Raw genomic sequence first — 17605 nt, forward strand, 5'->3', positions numbered from 1 at the left:
TTATTTTTCAAAAAACAAAGCTTTCAATAAAATTAATTGATTTATTCTTTATTTTTAGTATCAATGATTATGGTTACTGGTCCATCGTTTAAAAGTTCCACTTTCATATCTGCACCAAACTCACCTGTCTGTACACTCTTCCCTAAGTCTGCCTCCAATTGTTTTACAAAGTTTTCGTAGATTGGTATTGCTGTATCTGGCTTGGCTGCTTTTATATAACTCGGTCTATTGCCTTTTTTTGTACTTGCATGAAGTGTAAACTGACTTACAACTATGACTTCCCCATCAACCTCTTGCAACGATTGATTCATCACACCATTCTTGTCGTTAAAAACCCTGAGGTTAGCAATTTTATTGGACAACCATGAAATGTCTTCCTGAGTATCTTCTTCAATAATACCCAATAATACCAACAAGCCCTTGTTTATATTGGCAACCTGTTTAGCATTAATAGTAACACTGGCTTTTGAAACTCTTTGAATTACAGCTTTCATACCTTATTCTTTATCCCAACTATCCGTTCTATAATGTTCATCTTCACCTTCCAGAATTTGAATGTAACTTCTATATCTGGTATAGGCTATCTCATCTCTATCCAAGGCTTCTTTTACAGCACATTTTGGTTCGTCCACATGAATACAATTATGAAATTTGCATTCCTGTTTTAGTTTAAAAAACTCAGGAAAATAATCGCCTACCTCAGCCTTATCCATATCTACAACCCCAAAACCTTTAATTCCAGGTGTATCTATAATTTTAGCTCCAAAACTTAAATCAAACATTTCAGCGAAAGTCGTGGTGTGCTGTCCTTGCATATGCTGATTGGAAATGGCTTTTGTTTTCAAGTCCAATTCTGGCTCAATAGTGTTTATTAAGGTAGATTTTCCAACTCCAGAATGACCAGCAAACATGCTTACCTTATCTTGCATTAAGGCCTTAACCTTATCGATATTTTTACCAGTAGCAGCCGAAATCCCAATACACTCATAACCTATTTGCCTATATATATGAGCCAAATACCTAACTTCATTAAGGGTCTCTTCTTGATAGGTGTCTATTTTATTGAACAGTAAAATGGTTTTAATGGAATAGGCTTCTGCTGTAACCAAAAACCGATCGATAAAACTTGTAAATGTTGGTGGATTATCAATGGTAATCAATAAAAACACTTGATCGATGTTTGATGCAATAATGTGTGTTTGCTTTGATAAATTAACCGATTTTCTAACAATATAATTCTTTCTATCGTGAATATGGGTCACAATACCAACGGTTTCTTCGTTATTTGTTGTATCCAAATCAAAATCCACACGATCTCCAACGGCTATGGGATTGGTGCTTTTAATGCCTTGTATCCTGAACTTTCCTTTGATTCGGCATTGATAAGTGGCACCAAAATCTGTTTTAACAGTGTACCAACTTCCTGTAGATTTATATACAATTCCTATCATTATTACAAAGATGCAATATTAATTAATAATGAAAAACTTATCGTTGATAAAAGACCTTTCAGGATGACTCAAGACCATTGAGATTTTAGAAACCTTAATGGTGGGAAAACACTTTTATTTGTTAATAATCTTTTCCTGATGATTGATGGACTCCTGGTGTATGGCTTTGAAAAGCCTTAAAATAAATTCTTCGCTTAAGTTTTTCTCTTCTCCTTGAAGAATCATTTTACCAAGTATCTCGTTCCAACGTTTGGTTTGTAAAACGGCCACATTATGTGCTTTTTTTAAAGCTCCTATATCATCGGCAATCTTCATGCGTTTTCCTAACATTTCAATAAATTGATGGTCTATAACATCTATTTGCGTTCTTAAGGTGTTTATTTTGTTTTTAAATTCTGCAGCTTCACCTATCTCTTTTCTTATACGTAAATCTTTTGTGTACTGAATAAGCGTGTTTGGTGTGATTTGCTGGGACGCATCACTCCAAGCCTTATCAGGTTGGTGATGTGTTTCTATCATTAAGCCATCATAATTCAAATCGAGAGCCGTTTGGCATAAATCGAAAATAATATCCCTACGTCCAGCTATATGCGAAGGATCTAAAATAAGTGGCAAGTCTGGAAACCTGTTTTGTAAATCGATTGGTAATTGCCATTCTGGATTGTTTCTATACCTGGTTTTTTCATAGGTTGAAAAACCTCTGTGGATCACTCCCAGATTATTGATTCCTGAGGCGTAAAAACGCTCTACAGCTCCCAACCACAAAGCCAAATCTGGATTTACAGGGTTTTTCACCAACACTATTTTGTCGGTTCCTTTTAAAGCTTCTGCAATTTCCTGAACTATAAACGGACTGACCGTTGTTCTGGCACCAATCCACAACACATCTATATCATGTTGCAGCGCCAAATCCACATGAGTGGCATTGGCAACTTCTGTGGCTGTTAACAAGCCTGTTTCTTCTTTGGCTTTTTGCAACCACTTTAAGCCCAAGGCTCCTACTCCTTCAAAATTTCCAGGTCGTGTTCTTGGTTTCCAGATTCCTGCTCTTAAAACTGTTGTATCACTATCCTTCAATTGATGGGCTATATTTAAAACCTGTTCTTCAGTCTCTGCGCTACAAGGTCCTGCAATAACCAATGGATGCTCTAACCCGAAGGCATTTAACCAGTGTCTTAATTCTTTTTTGTTTTCCATAATATGTTTTAAAATTTCTTAAAACAAATTCCAATATTATCTATACAAGTCCTGCTTTTTTGATGTTTGGGAATTTGCTTAGTGCTTACTTATTTTATTCCGTTTAATATGTCTTTTATATGGTTTGTGTTTTCCATATCCTTAAAAATGGCATCAAAATTATCGGTTTGCATAAACTCCTTAAATTTAACAAGATTGTTTATATACTCATCTAAAGTTTCAATAACATTAACTTTATTTTGTTTGAAAATGGGTGTCCACATACTTGGTGAACTTTTCGCCAATCTTACTGTTGAAGCAAAACCACTTCCTGCCAAATCGAAAATATCACGTTCGTTTTTTTCTTTCTCAATAACTGTTTTCCCTAACATAAAAGCACTTATATGGGATAAATGCGATACATAAGCTATGTGTTTGTCATGGGCTTCCGGATTCATGTAACGCATGTTCATTCCCATAATCTTGAAAATGGTTAAAGCGCGCTCTTGCAATTTAAAAGCTGTTTTTTCTATTTCGCAAATGATGTTTGTTTTGTTCATGAACAAACCTTCCACAGCAGCTTTTGGCCCCGAAAATTCAGTTCCTGCAATAGGGTGTGTGGCTAAAAAATTTCTCCTTTTTGGATGTTTCGCTACAGCTTTGCAAATGCTTGCTTTGGTGGAACCAGAATCAATTACCAAGGTATCCTCAGATACAACATCCAAAATATGTGGCAACAAGGTTTCTGTAGCATCTACAGGAATGGAAACAATCACCAAATCAGCATGTTTTAAATCTTCGAAATTTGCTTTTTTATCAATTAGTTTTAAAGTTAATGCTTCTTGTAAATGGGTTTCGTTTGCATCAATTCCATGAATTGAAATCCCTAGATTCATTTTTTTAACATCTTTGGCAATGCTACCTCCAATTAAACCAACTCCTATTATGTATATGTTTTTCATATTTTTTGTCTTTTAAAGACATCTTCACTTATGGAAGATTTGAAATTTAAACCTGCAAGTCACAACGCTTGGGGATTATAACCATGCAGGGTATTTATAGCCTCGCAATGGCTTCTTCAATAACATCTGTGGTTGCACAAAGTGAAAACCTAACATAGCCTTCTCCTTGGCTTCCAAAAACAGTCCCTGGAGCTATAAAAATGTTTTTTTCTTTTAACAATAAATCAATAAACTCCTCTGATGTAAACAAGTCTGGAACTTTTGCCCAAACAAACAATCCAGTTGCTTTTTTATCAAATCTGCAGTTTAAGCTATCTGCCAGTTGCCAGATGAGTTTTCGTCTTTCCCGATAAACTTGATTTAAACTGGCATACCATAATTTGGAGCACTTTAAGGCTTCTATGGCTCCTTTTTGAATACCGTAAAACATGCCAGAATCCATATTGCTTTTTACTTTTAAAACATGATTGATGTAGTCTGATTTCCCCAAAACCATCCCAACTCTCCAACCAGACATATTAAAGGTTTTACTTAAAGAGTTCAGCTCCAAACAAACGTCTTTTGCTCCTGGAATACTCAAGATACTTTTAGGGGAATCGTTTAAAATAAAACCATACGGATTATCATTCACAATTAAAATACGATGCCGTTTGGCAAAGGAAATCAATCTTGTAAAAAACCCTTCGGTCGCTATTGCTCCTGTTGGCATATGAGGATAATTCACCCACATCATTTTTACCTTGGTTAAGTCTTGACTTTCTAATACTTCCAAATCTGGCATCCAATTATTTGTTTCATTTAAATTGTAAAATACTGGCTTTGCACCAAGTAATTTTGTTACAGAAGCATAGGTTGGATATCCTGGATTTGGAATAAGCACTTGATCTCCATGATTTAAAAAAGCCATGGAAATGTGCATGATACCTTCTTTGCTTCCCATTAATGGCAAGACTTCTGTAGTTGGGCTTAAATACACCTGAAACTGGTCTCTATAAAAAGAGACAATGGCTTCGCGAAGTTCCGGCAAACCTTGATAGCTTTGATATTGGTTGGCCTGTATCGCTTCAAAACTTTTGCCCAAGGCTGTAATGACACTCTGTGGTGGTTGAAGGTCTGGGCTTCCAATGCCCAAATTAATGATTGGTTTGCCATTGGCTTCCAACAGCCTAACTTCACGAAGTTTTTTCGAAAAGTAGTATTCTTCAATGCTTTGCAATCTTTTTGCAGCTTCAATCATGGTTTTGCTTTTTTATATTCACCTAATATTTTAAAATCTTCAGTCATGATTTCCATAATGGAAATTGCTTTTTTATAGTCTTTATACTCATCAAATGTCACATCAACAAAAAAAGCGTATTTCCATGGTGTTTCCATTTTTGGTAATGATTGTATTTTGGTTAAGTTCAATTTACAATCACTCATGACATTCAACATGGCTGCCAAACTGCCTCTTTTATGTTCTAATTCGAATTTTATAGATGCTTTGTTGATTTCTTCTTCTGAGATTTCATGATTTTCTTTTTTAACGATTACAAATCGGGTTTCGTTATGTTTTATGGTTTGAATGCTTTCGGCAAGAATGTTCAAGTTAAATAGTTCTGAAGCCAGTTTACTTGCTATGGCCGCAACCCCTTTGATGCTTTTACTTTGAATACGCTGTGCCACCTCAGCTGTATCTTTATCTTCAATAAGTTTTATGTGTGGGAATTTTTTAAAAAATTCTTTGCATTGCAATAAAGCCATCGGATGGGAATACACCTCTTTAACATTGGCTATGCTTTGATTTGGCAAAGCCATTAGATGGTGTTGCACATCCAAATAATGTTCACCTACAATATGCAAATGATGGGTGTCTATCAAAGCATAATTTGGGATAATGGAACCAGCTATGGAATTCTCTAAAGCCATGACCACAGCTTCTGTTTTTCCAGAAATCAAGCTCTGTACAGCTTCATCAAACGTTAAACATTCCAATATATGTGCTTGGTTTTTAAAATATTGTTGTGACACAATATGATGAAAAGACCCTTTGACTCCCTGTATGGCAACTGTTTTTATCAAACCTATGTTTTTTATTTTAATTTTTTCGCAAAAAAAAAGTCCCGAAATAAATCGAGACTTTTTAACATATATTATTAATCTTTACATATACATATATAGGGTCTCGTTTCTTCTGTTAAAAAAGAAATAATACCAGTTATAATATGTAAAATGCGTTATTGTTTTCATGTGCTTATTTTACGGCTAAAATTTGCCACTTGAAACAGCTTTATAATCATTCCTTTGGATGTTAAGCTCTTTAGCTTGACTGTTTCATAATGCGGCAGCTAATGTAAGCAATAATTTGAAAAAACAAAATGGAAAGACTTTTTTTTAATTGAAATCGTTTACGAATTAGTTATTTTTACAAAAAATCTAAGCGTTTTATGTCTATAGAAGTTGCAAACATCACAAAAATTTACGGTTCTCAAAAAGCGTTGAACAACATATCCTTTAAGGTGAACAAGCCAGAAATTGTTGGTTTTTTAGGGCCCAATGGCGCAGGAAAATCGACCATGATGAAAATTCTAACCACTTATATTGAGGCTTCTGAAGGACAAGCTAAAGTGAACTACTTTGATGTAAATACCAACCAACAGAAGGTTCAGCAAAGTGTAGGGTATTTGCCGGAACACAATCCGTTGTATTTGGAACAGTATGTAAGGGAATATTTAGCCTTTAACGCTCAAGTTTATGGCGTAACCAAAGAACGTATAGAAGAAGTGATACAGCTTACTGGTTTAACACCTGAAAGTCACAAAAAAATAGGCCAGCTCTCTAAAGGCTACAGACAACGGGTAGGTTTGGCCAATGCGCTTTTGCACAATCCAGATGTGCTGATTTTAGATGAACCTACCACTGGATTGGACCCAAACCAATTGGTAGACATTAGGAACCTGATTAAAAGTATTGGAAAAGAAAAAACTGTTTTTCTCTCCACACACATCATGCAAGAAGTTGAAGCCATGTGCGATCGAGTGATTATTATTAACAAAGGTGAAATTGTAGCCGATAAGAAATTAAAAGAACTTCGTGAAGGTCAGGAACAAATAGTGGTTGTGGAATTTGATTACAGGGTTGAAGATGCCTTTTTATTGAACTTGCCAAAAGTAAAACAGGTTGTAAATACGCACGACTTTATTTATGAAATCACCTTTTCCACTACAGAAGACATGCGTTCCCATGTGTTTGATTTTGCACATGACAATCAGTTGAAAATTTTGCAGTTGAATCAGAAAAACATGAGTTTGGAAAACTTGTTTCGGGAGTTGACGAAGTAAGTTTTTTTCTCGCAAAGACCCAAAGTTGTAAAGGTCTAAAACTTTAATGTTTGACCAACACTACTGATTGGAGCCTAAGCTATTGCAATTTTGTTTTTGGGGTTTGATCACCTCTAAGCAGTCAATGATTTTTTTTTCAACTTAATCAAAAATAAGTTCTCCTGTGTATAATTGTTCCACATCCACAATTGGTGGCTGGTTTTTGGAAATGACATCTCCTGTACCACGTAATTCCCCTTCTAAAGAAAGTTGTGGGTTTACAATTATGTCGTTACTCCCTCTATGGGACACATTTACTTCTTGAGCAATTAGCTGAGCTCCTTCAAAACGTCCAGCTCCAGAATAAAAACCTATATGCAGTTTGTTGGTATCTCCAGAAATGTAAAAAGAAGACAGATTATTTGAAGTGATTCTCAACATGTTTGTATTGACACGCAATCTAAAATCTCCCATAGTGAAAGCACCTTCAGAATTAAAATCTTCTGAAAACAATCTTAAATCGGTATAATTCAAAACGCCATCGGAAGATATGTCGAACTGTGTGGAACTTCTTATATCGGTAATATTTGGAGCCGAAACATAAATTTTAGTTGGCTCGTAATCCCGTACAAAATTACAAGTATTGTTATCTGTTAAACGCAATTGATTATCTACAACTACCACCTCTACATCATTCATTAAGTTTTCTCCTGTTTCAATTAAAACATGGGTTTCTGGTGCTTCTTTAAGAATGAGTTCAATGTTTCGGTTAATTAGAATTTTTTCAAAATCGTCCACAACCACTTCCTTTTGAATGATGTTTCCGGTTTTTTGAAAACAATCGTTCGCATCCTCGCTATCGCAAGCAAGAAAACAAGTAAAAACAAATAGGTACAGTATTTTTTTCATTTATTTACAATCTAATTCCAACTCCAAACTCAACAGCTTCGGCTTTGGCTCCATGAGACTTTAAAGTAATGGCACCAAATATTTTTTCGCCAAAATAACGTTTTACCCCTATTCTTAAGTAGGTTCTCCCTTCAAAATCAAATGGATAATACACATAATAACCAAATTGTGTGACCAAAGACATTTTATTGATGAACAATTCGTGACCAGCAAACACACCCACACGCTTGTAATCTTCATCTCCCGAAACATGTTCTTCAGGAAAGGCAACGGATTTATAGTAAATCAGTTCTTTTAAAAACATAGAGAAGAACACATCTGTCCCTAACTGCACAGCACTTTTATGCGACAAACGCTTATCGGCATAAGCCGAGAGGATATAAAATGGAAATTGCCCACTTCCTATCACATCACTTTCATTGATACCACTTCTAAAAACCACATTGTATTTTATGGGTTGCGTGAATTTTTCTTTGGTAAGCGTTCCAATAAAATCTGGGTCTGTTTCATCTAAATTATATGTAACGCCTACATTGAAGGCAATGGTATTTACGCTGGTATTTGGCGCTTTTACATTGGCATTGGAATAATGTAAAAGTGAAAAACCGGCTTGCACGCCAAACCTATCAAACAAACGTTCTTTTTTGTAATTTAGCATTAAATAAGTGGCACTTAAAATGGTAGAACCAAAAGCTACATTTTTATGGTTATCCTCTTTATCGTAAGGATTTGTATTATAAGCCAAGCCTTGACCTATACGCAACATTAAATTCCGTTTTAAAAAATAAAAATTATAATGGGCATAAAGGGAATAATTATTGCCCAAAACATCGTTTTTTAAATCTTGATATGCAAAGGAGAGACCCCAATCTGGATAGCCATAGCGTTGTTCCCAATCCTTTTCCCCAAAGGTTTTTTTGTTCCAACTCAGGATAACACCCTCTGGATGTCCTTGTATTAAATGAAGAATATCATTATTGTGCAAGGCAATGTTGCCAGTAAAATAATTAATATCAAAATAGGATTTGCTTTGCTTCTCTTGCGAAAAACCAAATGCAAAACACAGACACATCAAGCAGGTTAGTAATTGCCTCATTTATATTATTTGTGAAGCAAAAATAGTAGAATATTTAAAATACCTGCGATGCTATGGCTTTTATATTGTCACTTTTCCCCATGGAATAGTAATGAAGCACAGGAATTCCTGCTTTTTGTAGTTCTTTGGATTGCTGGACACACCACTCAATGCCCAATTGTCTTACCTGTTCATTGTTTTGACAATTCACAACCTCTAAAATTAAGTCTTCAGGTAAATCCACATGAAATCGATGTGGAATTAAATTAAGTTGTTTTTTGGTTGCTATGGGTTTCAACCCTGGAATTATTGGAACTGTGATACCTTCTCTTCTACATTTTTCAACAAATTCAAAGTACCTATTATTATCAAAAAACATTTGGGTTACAATGTATTGGGCTCCATTTTTTATTTTCTTTTTTAAGAAATGGATGTCGCTATCCAAACTTGGAGCTTCCATGTGCTTTTCTGGATAAGCTGCAACGCCAACGCAGAAATTTGTACAAGATGAATTAAGCAGGTCTTCATCCAAATAGGTGCCTTTGTTCAAATCTGAAATTTGGGTCACCAATTCACTTGCATAATGATGCCCTTCTTTTTCAGCTTTAAAATAGGTTTCTGTTTTTACGGCATCACCACGTAAGGCCATGACATTGTCAATCCCCAAAAAGTCTAAATCTATCAAAAAGTTTTCGGTATCTTCTTTTGTAAATCCACCACACAAAATATGCGGAATGGCATCTACGCGATATTTATTTTGAATGGCTGCACAAATTCCAACCGTTCCAGGTCTTTTTTTAACCACCTTTTTTTGCAGCAAACCATTCTCGAGCTCTTTATACACATATTCTTCACGATGATAGGTTACATCAATAAATGGTGGTTTAAATTCCATTAACGGATCGATATTATCGAATATGGATTGCACGTTTTGTCCTTTTAAAGGAGGTAAAATCTCGAATGAAAACAAAGTGTTCCCGTTGGCGTTTTTTATGTGCTCTGTTACTTTCATATTTAATCTGCTAAATTAGGATGCAACCATTTTTCTGCTTCGGCTTCTGTAATACCTCTTCGTATGGCATAATCTTTTAGTTGATCTTGATTAATTTTACCTAATCCAAAATATTTTGCTTCCGGATTTGCAAAATAGTATCCACTAACACTGGCTGCTGGCCACATGGCCAAACTTTCTGTAAGTTCAACTCCAATGTTTTCTTTTACTTTCAACAATTCCCAGATTGTCTTTTTTTCCAAATGATCTGGACACGCTGGATAGCCTGGAGCCGGACGAATGCCTTTGTAATTTTCTTTAATTAAATCTTCGTTTGTTAAACTTTCGTCTTGCGCATAATTCCAGTAATTTGTTCTTACTTCTTTATGTAAATATTCTGCAAATGCTTCTGCCAACCTATCTGCCAAGGCTTTAATCATAATAGCATTATAATCGTCATGATTTTCCTCAAACTCTTTCGCTAAAGATTCTGTTCCAAAACCTGTACTTACACAAAAGCAACCCATATAATCTTGAACTCCTGTTTCTTTTGGTGCGATAAAATCGGCTAAGGCCAAGTTTGGTTTTCCTGCTGCTTTTTTGGATTGCTGACGAAGGGTTAGGAATTTATAATTCTGAATTCGGAATTCTGAATTCTGAATTTGAATATCATCATCATTGACTGAGTTTGCTGGAAATAATCCGAAAACAGCATTAGCTTTCAGAAGTTTATCATCGAAAATACGATTGAGCAAAACTTTGGCGTCTTTAAATAACTCCTTGGCTTGTGCTCCAACAACGTCATCTTCCAAAATATCTGGGTAACGACCATGTAAATCCCAACTCCTAAAAAATGGAGACCAATCGATAAATGCTTCTAATTTTTTTAAATCGAAATCTTCAAGAATCTGAACTCCTAATTGCTTTGGTTTTACAATTTCTGAGGTATTCCAATCTATTTGAAATTTATTTTTTCTTGCCTCTTCAATAGTAAGATATACTTTTTCCTTAGTGCGTTTTAAAAACTGCTCTCTAAAGGCATCATACTCTTCTCTAATTTGTTTTTTAAACACTTTATTATCCTTCTGAAGCAAATTTCCAACAACTGTTACTGCTCTCGAGGCATCGTTAATATGCACCACAGTTTCGCTATAGTTTGGAGCAATTTTTACAGACGTATGCGCTCTGGACGTGGTGGCACCTCCAATGATTAAAGGAATATCTAAATTTTTCTTTTCCATTTCTTGTGACACATAAGCCATTTCGTCCAGAGAAGGTGTAATCAACCCACTTAAACCAATAATATCTACCTTTTCGGCAATGGCAGCTTCAATAATTTTATCAGGTGGCACCATGACCCCTAAATCGATGATTTCGTAATTGTTACAACCTAAAACCACACTTACAATGTTTTTTCCAATATCATGCACATCGCCTTTAACCGTTGCCATCAATACACGACCGGAAAACTCTTGTTTTCCATCCTTTTCGGCTTCAATAAAGGGCTGTAAATAAGCAACTGCTTTTTTCATAACCCTTGCCGATTTCACTACTTGAGGTAAGAACATTTTTCCACTTCCAAAGAGGTCTCCAACCACATTCATCCCTATCATTAAATGGCCTTCAATCACTTCAATTGGCTTTGAGACTGATAAACGTGCTTCCTCCACATCTTCAATAATAAAAGTGTCAATTCCTTTTACTAAAGCATGTGTGATTCTGTCTTGAAGGCTATGGTTTCTCCATTCTTGTAGTAGGGACAAGTCGCGACTTGTCCCTACGCGACTTGTCCGTATGCGACTTGCGTGCACTGATTCAGCAAAATCCAGCAATCGTTCTGTGGCATCATCACGTCTATCAAAAAACACATCTTCCACCAATTCCAACAATTTCTTATCAATCGCATCATAAACCTCCAACATGGCAGGATTGACGATGCCTAAATTCATGCCATGCTGAATGGCGTGATATAAAAAAGAGGCATGCATGGCTTCGCGAACTGTATCATTTCCTCTAAAGGAAAAAGACACATTACTTACGCCTCCCGAAACATTGGCATATGGCAGGTTTTCACGAATCCATTTGGTAGCCATGAAAAAATCCAAAGCATTTTTCCTATGTTCTTCCATACCTGTTGCCACAGGAAAAATATTGGGATCGAAAATAATGTCTTGTGGTGGAAAGTTAACTCGGTTAACCAAAATATCATAAGATCGTTTACAAATATCTATGCGACGCTGGTAAGTATCGGCTTGACCAACCTCATCAAATGCCATGACAATGACAGCTGCTCCATAACGTTTTACCAATTTTGCATGATGAATAAATTCAGCCTCTCCTTCTTTTAAACTAATCGAATTCACAACCGATTTTCCTTGAACCACTTTCAATCCGGCTTCAATAATCTCCCATTTGGAACTATCAATCATAATTGGAATTCGAGCAATATCAGGTTCTGATGCAATAAGGTTTAAAAATTTGGTCATGGCATATTTACCATCTAGCATGCCTTCATCCATATTCACATCAAGGATTTGTGCACCACCTTCCACTTGATGTCTTGCAACCTCCAAAGCTTCGTTATAATTCCCTTCTTTAATTAATCGAAGAAATTTTCTAGAACCTGTTACATTGGTTCGCTCACCAACATTAATAAAGTTGCTTTCAGGAGTTACAACCAAAGGTTCTAAACCAGACAGAGTTAAATACTTTTGGTATTTGGTGTTTGATGTTTGGTGTTTAGTATCACTCATAACTATAATTTATTTTTGAAATAGTTAATGAATCCGTTTAGTAATTTCTTGCAAGATGATAATTGTTCTAAAATTACTTTTAGTTGGTCTTCAGAAATATATTCTAAATCGAAAGCAAGATACATTTGCGTTTCAAGCTCAAACAAAGAACCTTTTGAGATATACAAAAATTGAATAGTTTCTTTGTCTGATTGTCTTCCAATACCTTCAGCAATATTTGATGGTACAGATATCACACTTCGATTAATCTGATTTGTTAAACTATATAATTCTGTATTTGGAAAGTGCTTAGTAAGCTGATAAACCGATTTCACCAAAGCTCTTGCAAATTTCCAAACTTCTAATTCTGTATAATTTTTCATATTTTATATTTTTCTAAACACCAAACACTAACAACTAAAAACCAATCTTGGTTTATAATTTTTAGCAATCTCAGCAATCGCTTTTATATGATCTGGATTTGTGCCACAACAACCTCCAATAATATTGATAAGCCCATCTTTTAAATAATTTTCAATCAACACTTGCATTTCTTTGGGTGACTGGTCGTATTCCCCAAAAGCATTTGGCAAACCTGCATTTGGATGTGCTGAAGTAAAAAACTCCGTTTCGTTAGACAATCGTTGTAGATATGGTTGTAATTGTTCGGCTCCAAGGGCACAATTAAATCCAACGCTAAGCAACGGAACATGCGAAATAGAGGTTAAAAAAGCTTCTACGGTTTGACCAGAAAGCGTTCTTCCAGAAGCATCTGTTATGGTTCCAGAAACCATTATGGGAATATCGATGTTACGTTCCTCTTTCACTTCTTCAATAGCGAACAAAGCTGCTTTGGCATTGAGTGTATCGAAAATAGTTTCAACTAAAAGCACATCTACGCCTCCATCAATTAAAGCTTCTACTTGTTGTTTGTAGGCAATTCTTAATTCATCAAACGTAATAGCTCGAAATTCTGGTCTATTTACATCTGGCGATAAACTTGCGGTTTTGTTTGTTGGACCAATGCTTCCTGCTACAAATCTTGGTTTTTCTGGATTTTCTTTGGTAAATTGGTCTGCAACTTTTCTTGCAATTTTAGCCGATTCAAAATTAAGTTCATACACCAAATCTTCCATGTTGTAATCTGCCATGGCAATGGAAGTCCCAGAAAAGGTATTGGTTTCTACAATATCTGCACCTGCTTCAAAGTACAATCTATGAACTTCGGCAATGGCTTCAGGTTGCGTAAGGGAGAGCAAGTCGTTATTGCCTTTAAGCGATGTTGGGTAATCTTTAAAACGCTCGCCTCTAAAATCTTCTTCTGTAAATTTATAACGTTGCAGCATGGTTCCCATGGCTCCATCCAAAACCAAGATACGTTTTTGAATTTCTTGTTTTATATCACTCATAATGCTCATGTTGTTTTGAAACAATTTTATGTTTAATCATAGAATCGATAAAATTCACCTATTTGTTAATTTAAACTTGAGGATAATTTTACAATGTCTGAAAACAGGCCTCTAGCTGTCACATGTTTTCCTGCTCCTGCTCCTTGTATCACTAAGGGAAAATCTTGATAAGATTCTGAATATATTTCAAATACAGAATCGGCTCCTTTTAATTGTCCGATAGCTGTATGCTTTTCTTCTGATACCAACTTGACTTCCAGTGATTTTTTAGTAACATCCAATTCCCCAACATAACGCAACACCTGATTTCCCAAGAGGTTTTGCTTTCGCTCCTGAAAAGGGACATCCAATTCTTTTTGTCTGCTATAAAACTGATGTAGCGTAGTATTCCCATTCAGATTTTTTGGTACCAAAGATTCTATTTGAACATCGTGCAACTCGGTTTTAATATGGAGTTCCCTAGCTAAAATCAATAGTTTTCTGGCCACATCGGTTCCTGACAAATCTTCCCTTGCATCCGGTTCTGTTAAGCCTAATTGTTTAGCCTGTATTAGGATATCAGAAAAAAGGACGTTTTCAGAAGAAAACCGATTGAATATAAAACTTAAAGATCCAGAAAAAACACCTCTAATTTTTTTAATCTGTTCACCAGAATCGTACAAGCGTTTTATGGTTTCAATCACAGGCAATCCTGCACCCACATTGGTTTCGTACAAAAAAGACTTGTTGTGCTTTTTTAAAGTCTGTCTTAATTGTTCATAAAATTCAAAACTTAAGGTATTGGCTACCTTATTTGCTGAAATGATATGAAATCCGTTTTCAATTAAAGACACATAATTCTGAACAAAATCTTTACTGGCTGTGGCATCTATAGCTATTAAATTTTGAAAATGGTGTGATTTGACAAAGTCAACGATATCTTTAATCTTATAAGGAATTGAAGCCTTTTCAAAATTGGAATGCCAAGCATTTTCAATACCAAATTCATTATAGAATGCCAAAGTAGAGTTTGTTACAATAGGAATCTGGATATTTAATTGCTGTTGTGATAACAATTGGGCTTTGGCTGCTTGTATTTGGTTGATTAAGGTGCTGCCAACATTACCTATACCGAAAATAACCACATTTAGGGTTTTAGTGTTTGACATAACCTGTTTTTTTTGTTTTGTTAACAGTCGTAAAAGCTTGACTCAAATCATTTATTAAATCTTCTGAATCCTCAATTCCACAAGACAAACGGATCAATGAGTCTTTAATTCCAGACTGTAACCGCTTTTCACGTGGTATGGATGCGTGGGTCATTTGTGGAGGATGACAAAGCAAACTTTTAACACCTCCAAGGCTTTCTGCCAATTTAAAATATGTAGTATTTGTTACAAATTTGTTGGCTGCCTCTTGCGTGTCTTCTTTTAAAGTAAAGGATACAATACCTCCAAACAAACCATTTTGTTGACGCTTAGCCACATCATGGTTTTTATGCGATACCAAACCAGGGAAATAAACGTTTTCTACAGCTTCATGATTTGCCAAAAAGGCTGCCACAGCAAAGGCATTGTCGCATTGTTTTCTATAACGAAGCTCCAAGGTTTCTATTCCACGAATGGTTAAAAAACAATCCCAAGGCCCTAAAATACCTCCAGAAGCATTTTGAATAAATTTTAATTTTTCTGATAATTCCTTTGTCTTTGTTACAACTAAACCTGCAACCAAATCGGAATGACCACCAATATATTTCGTGCCACTATGGATAATAATATCTGCTCCTAAGACAATAGGTTTTTGGGCAATAGGACTGGCAAAAGTGTTATCAACAACCAAAAGCGCATTGACACTTTTTGCGATTTTGGATATTTCCTGAATATCCGACACTTTAAGGGTTGGATTGGTTGGAGATTCAATCCAAACCAATTTGGTCTTACTGCTGATAACATTGGCAACATTTTCGGCATCTGTAGTATCTACATAATGCACTTTAATACCTAATTTTTCGTACACATGGGTAAATAAACGGTATGCGCCACCGTAAATATCATCTACTGCAATAATCTCATCGCCAGCAGACAACAATTTTAAAACAGCATCTATGGCTGCCAAACCCGTTGCAAAAGCAAAGGCAGAATGACCTCCTTCCAATTGCGCCACAACGTCTTCCAAAACTTTACGGGTTGGGTTGTTGCTTCGGGCGTAATCGAAACCTTTGTTTAGCCCGGGAGCTTCCTGAACAAATGTGGATGTTTGGTACACTGGTACTGAAATAGCGCCTGTTAACGGATCGCTAGGAATGGAATGGATAATGTTTGTTGCATTCATTTTTCTAATTTTTTTGAGTTAATAATAAATGATTAAACCAATCCCGATAACCATCGGGACAAATAAGCTTCTTAAGAAGCGTACCTAATAGAAAAATGTTAAAAAGAAATTGACGAGATTTCAGATGTGAAATTTCGTTTTAGTTATCTATCCAACGTGTCGATACATGAATCGTACATTAAGTAGAATGTAGCACCTTCTTTGCAAAACAAAGGGTTGCTAAGGCTTCATAGGGTCTAATCCCTCCACCTTTCTTGATAACATTTCAGTAAGTATTTGAACTTTGTGAGTACAAATATTGCATTAGAAAAATTGAAATTCCAAATTATTTGTTATAAAAATTTGAAAATAATTTGCTATCCATTTAATTTTTCTACATTTGCATTTCATATATCAAGAGGAAAAATTTGTCTGATTGCAACCTCATTAAAAAAATGCTAAAGCAGTAACATTCTACTCCTCTAGCAACTATTGCAATCACATTTTTTCGTAATTATAAATTATAAAAAACCTATTTATATGTCTTATTTATTTACTTCTGAAAGTGTTTCTGAAGGACATCCAGATAAAGTAGCAGACCAAATTAGCGATGCTTTAATCGATAACTTTTTAGCTTTCGACAAAGACTCGAAGGTTGCTTGCGAAACCCTTGTTACTACAGGTCAGGTAGTGCTAGCTGGAGAAGTAAAATCCAACACCTATTTGGATGTGCAAAAAATTGCCAGGGATACCATAAACAAAATTGGCTATACCAAAAGTGCTTACATGTTTGATGGTAATTCCTGTGGTGTGTTTTCTGCCATACACGAGCAATCCGAAGACATTAATCGTGGTGTAGATAGAGCCAGCAAAGAAGAGCAAGGTGCAGGAGACCAAGGTATGATGTTTGGCTATGCCACAAGTGAAACCGAAAATTACATGCCTCTAGCATTGGATTTAGCACACAGAATCCTTATTGAACTGGCTGATTTAAGAAGGGAAAACAAAGACATTACCTACTTACGTCCAGATTCTAAAAGTCAGGTAACTATTGAGTACAGCGACGATAATGTGCCTCAACGAATTGATGCCATAGTAATTTCAACACAGCACGACGATTTTGTTAAACCAAAATCCAATTCTAAAAAAGACAATCTTGCTGCCGATGAAGCCATGCTGGCAAAAATTAGAAAAGACATAGTAGACATTCTTATACCTCGGGTGGTTGCCAAGTTACCTGAAAACATACAGGCTCTATTTACAGATAATATAAAATACCCAGTAGATTATTTGGAAGAAAACATTTTGATAA

The 17605-nt window shown here is 35.6% G+C and carries 16 protein-coding genes and 1 riboswitch; of the genes, 2 read left to right on the forward strand and 14 right to left on the reverse strand.

Annotated features, from left to right (window positions below; all coding sequences use genetic code 11):
• Window positions 1-41 precede the first annotated feature (41 nt).
• The 6 genes from dtd to AACY93_RS09510 form a co-directional block, all read right to left on the reverse strand.
• Window positions 42-494 (reverse strand): D-aminoacyl-tRNA deacylase, encoded by a 453-nt coding sequence (gene dtd, locus AACY93_RS09485; protein WP_286854776.1) that lies wholly within the window; start codon window positions 492-494, stop codon window positions 42-44.
• Between the two features lie 3 nt (window positions 495-497).
• On the reverse strand, window positions 498-1451 hold the full coding sequence (gene rsgA, locus AACY93_RS09490) for a ribosome small subunit-dependent GTPase A (RefSeq protein ID WP_286854774.1): 954 nt from the start codon (window positions 1449-1451) through the stop codon (window positions 498-500).
• A gap of 114 nt (window positions 1452-1565) precedes the next feature.
• The gene (locus AACY93_RS09495) at window positions 1566-2648 is read right to left on the reverse strand and encodes a bifunctional 3-deoxy-7-phosphoheptulonate synthase/chorismate mutase type II (protein ID WP_286854772.1); all 1083 of its coding nucleotides are present in this window, start codon (window positions 2646-2648) and stop codon (window positions 1566-1568) included.
• 89 nt (window positions 2649-2737) lie between these two features.
• Window positions 2738-3589 carry a prephenate dehydrogenase gene (locus AACY93_RS09500; protein ID WP_286854771.1) on the reverse strand — a complete coding sequence of 284 codons (852 nt, stop codon included), beginning with the start codon at window positions 3587-3589 and terminating at the stop codon, window positions 2738-2740.
• A gap of 94 nt (window positions 3590-3683) precedes the next feature.
• A complete protein-coding gene (locus tag AACY93_RS09505) occupies window positions 3684-4826 on the reverse strand; it encodes an aminotransferase class I/II-fold pyridoxal phosphate-dependent enzyme (protein WP_287005922.1) in 1143 nt (380 codons plus the stop codon).
• Window positions 4823-5650 (reverse strand): prephenate dehydratase, encoded by an 828-nt coding sequence (locus AACY93_RS09510; protein ID WP_287005923.1) that lies wholly within the window; start codon window positions 5648-5650, stop codon window positions 4823-4825. The genes AACY93_RS09505 and AACY93_RS09510 overlap by 4 nt, the downstream gene beginning before the upstream one ends.
• Window positions 5651-6015: 365 nt before the next feature.
• Here AACY93_RS09510 and gldA point away from each other — a divergent pair, with 365 nt between their 5' ends.
• Window positions 6016-6909 carry a gliding motility-associated ABC transporter ATP-binding subunit GldA gene (gldA, locus tag AACY93_RS09515; protein ID WP_287005924.1) on the forward strand — a complete coding sequence of 298 codons (894 nt, stop codon included), beginning with the start codon at window positions 6016-6018 and terminating at the stop codon, window positions 6907-6909.
• Window positions 6910-7050: 141 nt separating this feature from the next.
• Here the strand turns inward: gldA and AACY93_RS09520 are convergent, their stop codons facing one another.
• The 8 genes from AACY93_RS09520 to AACY93_RS09555 all read right to left on the reverse strand — a co-directional run bounded on the left by AACY93_RS09520 (window position 7051) and on the right by AACY93_RS09555 (window position 16314).
• Window positions 7051-7797 carry a head GIN domain-containing protein gene (locus tag AACY93_RS09520; RefSeq protein WP_007648017.1) on the reverse strand — a complete coding sequence of 249 codons (747 nt, stop codon included), beginning with the start codon at window positions 7795-7797 and terminating at the stop codon, window positions 7051-7053.
• Window positions 7798-7801: 4 nt separating this feature from the next.
• Window positions 7802-8893, reverse strand: a complete 1092-nt coding sequence (locus AACY93_RS09525; RefSeq protein WP_287005926.1) for an acyloxyacyl hydrolase — start codon at window positions 8891-8893, stop codon at window positions 7802-7804.
• Between the two features lie 34 nt (window positions 8894-8927).
• Window positions 8928-9884: a methylenetetrahydrofolate reductase [NAD(P)H] gene (metF, locus tag AACY93_RS09530; RefSeq protein WP_287005927.1), complete on the reverse strand. Its 957-nt coding sequence runs from the start codon at window positions 9882-9884 to the stop codon at window positions 8928-8930.
• A 2-nt stretch (window positions 9885-9886) separates the two neighbouring features.
• Window positions 9887-12616, reverse strand: a complete 2730-nt coding sequence (gene metH, locus AACY93_RS09535; protein WP_287005928.1) for a methionine synthase — start codon at window positions 12614-12616, stop codon at window positions 9887-9889.
• Between the two features lie 2 nt (window positions 12617-12618).
• The gene (locus AACY93_RS09540) at window positions 12619-12978 is read right to left on the reverse strand and encodes a four helix bundle protein (protein WP_287005929.1); all 360 of its coding nucleotides are present in this window, start codon (window positions 12976-12978) and stop codon (window positions 12619-12621) included.
• A gap of 27 nt (window positions 12979-13005) precedes the next feature.
• Window positions 13006-14004 (reverse strand): homocysteine S-methyltransferase family protein, encoded by a 999-nt coding sequence (locus AACY93_RS09545; RefSeq protein WP_287005931.1) that lies wholly within the window; start codon window positions 14002-14004, stop codon window positions 13006-13008.
• Between the two features lie 65 nt (window positions 14005-14069).
• A complete protein-coding gene (locus tag AACY93_RS09550; protein ID WP_286854761.1) occupies window positions 14070-15152 on the reverse strand; it encodes an aspartate kinase in 1083 nt (360 codons plus the stop codon).
• The gene (locus AACY93_RS09555; protein WP_287005932.1) at window positions 15139-16314 is read right to left on the reverse strand and encodes a PLP-dependent aspartate aminotransferase family protein; all 1176 of its coding nucleotides are present in this window, start codon (window positions 16312-16314) and stop codon (window positions 15139-15141) included. Before AACY93_RS09555 ends, AACY93_RS09550 begins: the two co-directional genes overlap by 14 nt.
• Window positions 16315-16454: 140 nt before the next feature.
• Window positions 16455-16578: riboswitch (SAM riboswitch) on the reverse strand.
• 255 nt (window positions 16579-16833) lie between these two features.
• Between AACY93_RS09555 and AACY93_RS09560 the strand changes: the two genes are divergently transcribed.
• Window positions 16834-17605, forward strand: a 772-nt coding sequence (locus AACY93_RS09560; protein ID WP_339611816.1) for an S-adenosylmethionine synthetase N-terminal domain-containing protein, incomplete at its 3' end; no start/stop codon positions are given.

The sequence above is a fragment of the uncultured Xanthomarina sp. genome, from assembly GCF_963971605.1.
Taxonomy (GTDB): domain Bacteria; phylum Bacteroidota; class Bacteroidia; order Flavobacteriales; family Flavobacteriaceae; genus Xanthomarina; species Xanthomarina gelatinilytica.

Excerpts from the sequence above, each read along its gene's own strand:
- AACY93_RS09520 (WP_007648017.1), bottom strand. The coding sequence starts at position 7,797 with ATGAAAAAAATACTGTACCTATTTGTTTTTACTTGTTTTCTTGCTTGC.
- AACY93_RS09500 (WP_286854771.1), bottom strand. The coding sequence starts at position 3,589 with ATGAAAAACATATACATAATAGGAGTTGGTTTAATTGGAGGTAGCATT.
- AACY93_RS09550 (WP_286854761.1), bottom strand. The coding sequence starts at position 15,152 with ATGTCAAACACTAAAACCCTAAATGTGGTTATTTTCGGTATAGGTAAT.
- metH (WP_287005928.1), bottom strand. The coding sequence starts at position 12,616 with ATGAGTGATACTAAACACCAAACATCAAACACCAAATACCAAAAGTAT.
- AACY93_RS09495 (WP_286854772.1), bottom strand. The coding sequence starts at position 2,648 with ATGGAAAACAAAAAAGAATTAAGACACTGGTTAAATGCCTTCGGGTTA.
- AACY93_RS09555 (WP_287005932.1), bottom strand. The coding sequence starts at position 16,314 with ATGAATGCAACAAACATTATCCATTCCATTCCTAGCGATCCGTTAACA.
- rsgA (WP_286854774.1), bottom strand. The coding sequence starts at position 1,451 with ATGATAGGAATTGTATATAAATCTACAGGAAGTTGGTACACTGTTAAA.
- AACY93_RS09525 (WP_287005926.1), bottom strand. The coding sequence starts at position 8,893 with ATGAGGCAATTACTAACCTGCTTGATGTGTCTGTGTTTTGCATTTGGT.
- AACY93_RS09540 (WP_287005929.1), bottom strand. The coding sequence starts at position 12,978 with ATGAAAAATTATACAGAATTAGAAGTTTGGAAATTTGCAAGAGCTTTG.
- AACY93_RS09545 (WP_287005931.1), bottom strand. The coding sequence starts at position 14,004 with ATGAGTGATATAAAACAAGAAATTCAAAAACGTATCTTGGTTTTGGAT.
- dtd (WP_286854776.1), bottom strand. The coding sequence starts at position 494 with ATGAAAGCTGTAATTCAAAGAGTTTCAAAAGCCAGTGTTACTATTAAT.
- gldA (WP_287005924.1), top strand. The coding sequence starts at position 6,016 with ATGTCTATAGAAGTTGCAAACATCACAAAAATTTACGGTTCTCAAAAA.
- AACY93_RS09505 (WP_287005922.1), bottom strand. The coding sequence starts at position 4,826 with ATGATTGAAGCTGCAAAAAGATTGCAAAGCATTGAAGAATACTACTTT.
- metF (WP_287005927.1), bottom strand. The coding sequence starts at position 9,884 with ATGAAAGTAACAGAGCACATAAAAAACGCCAACGGGAACACTTTGTTT.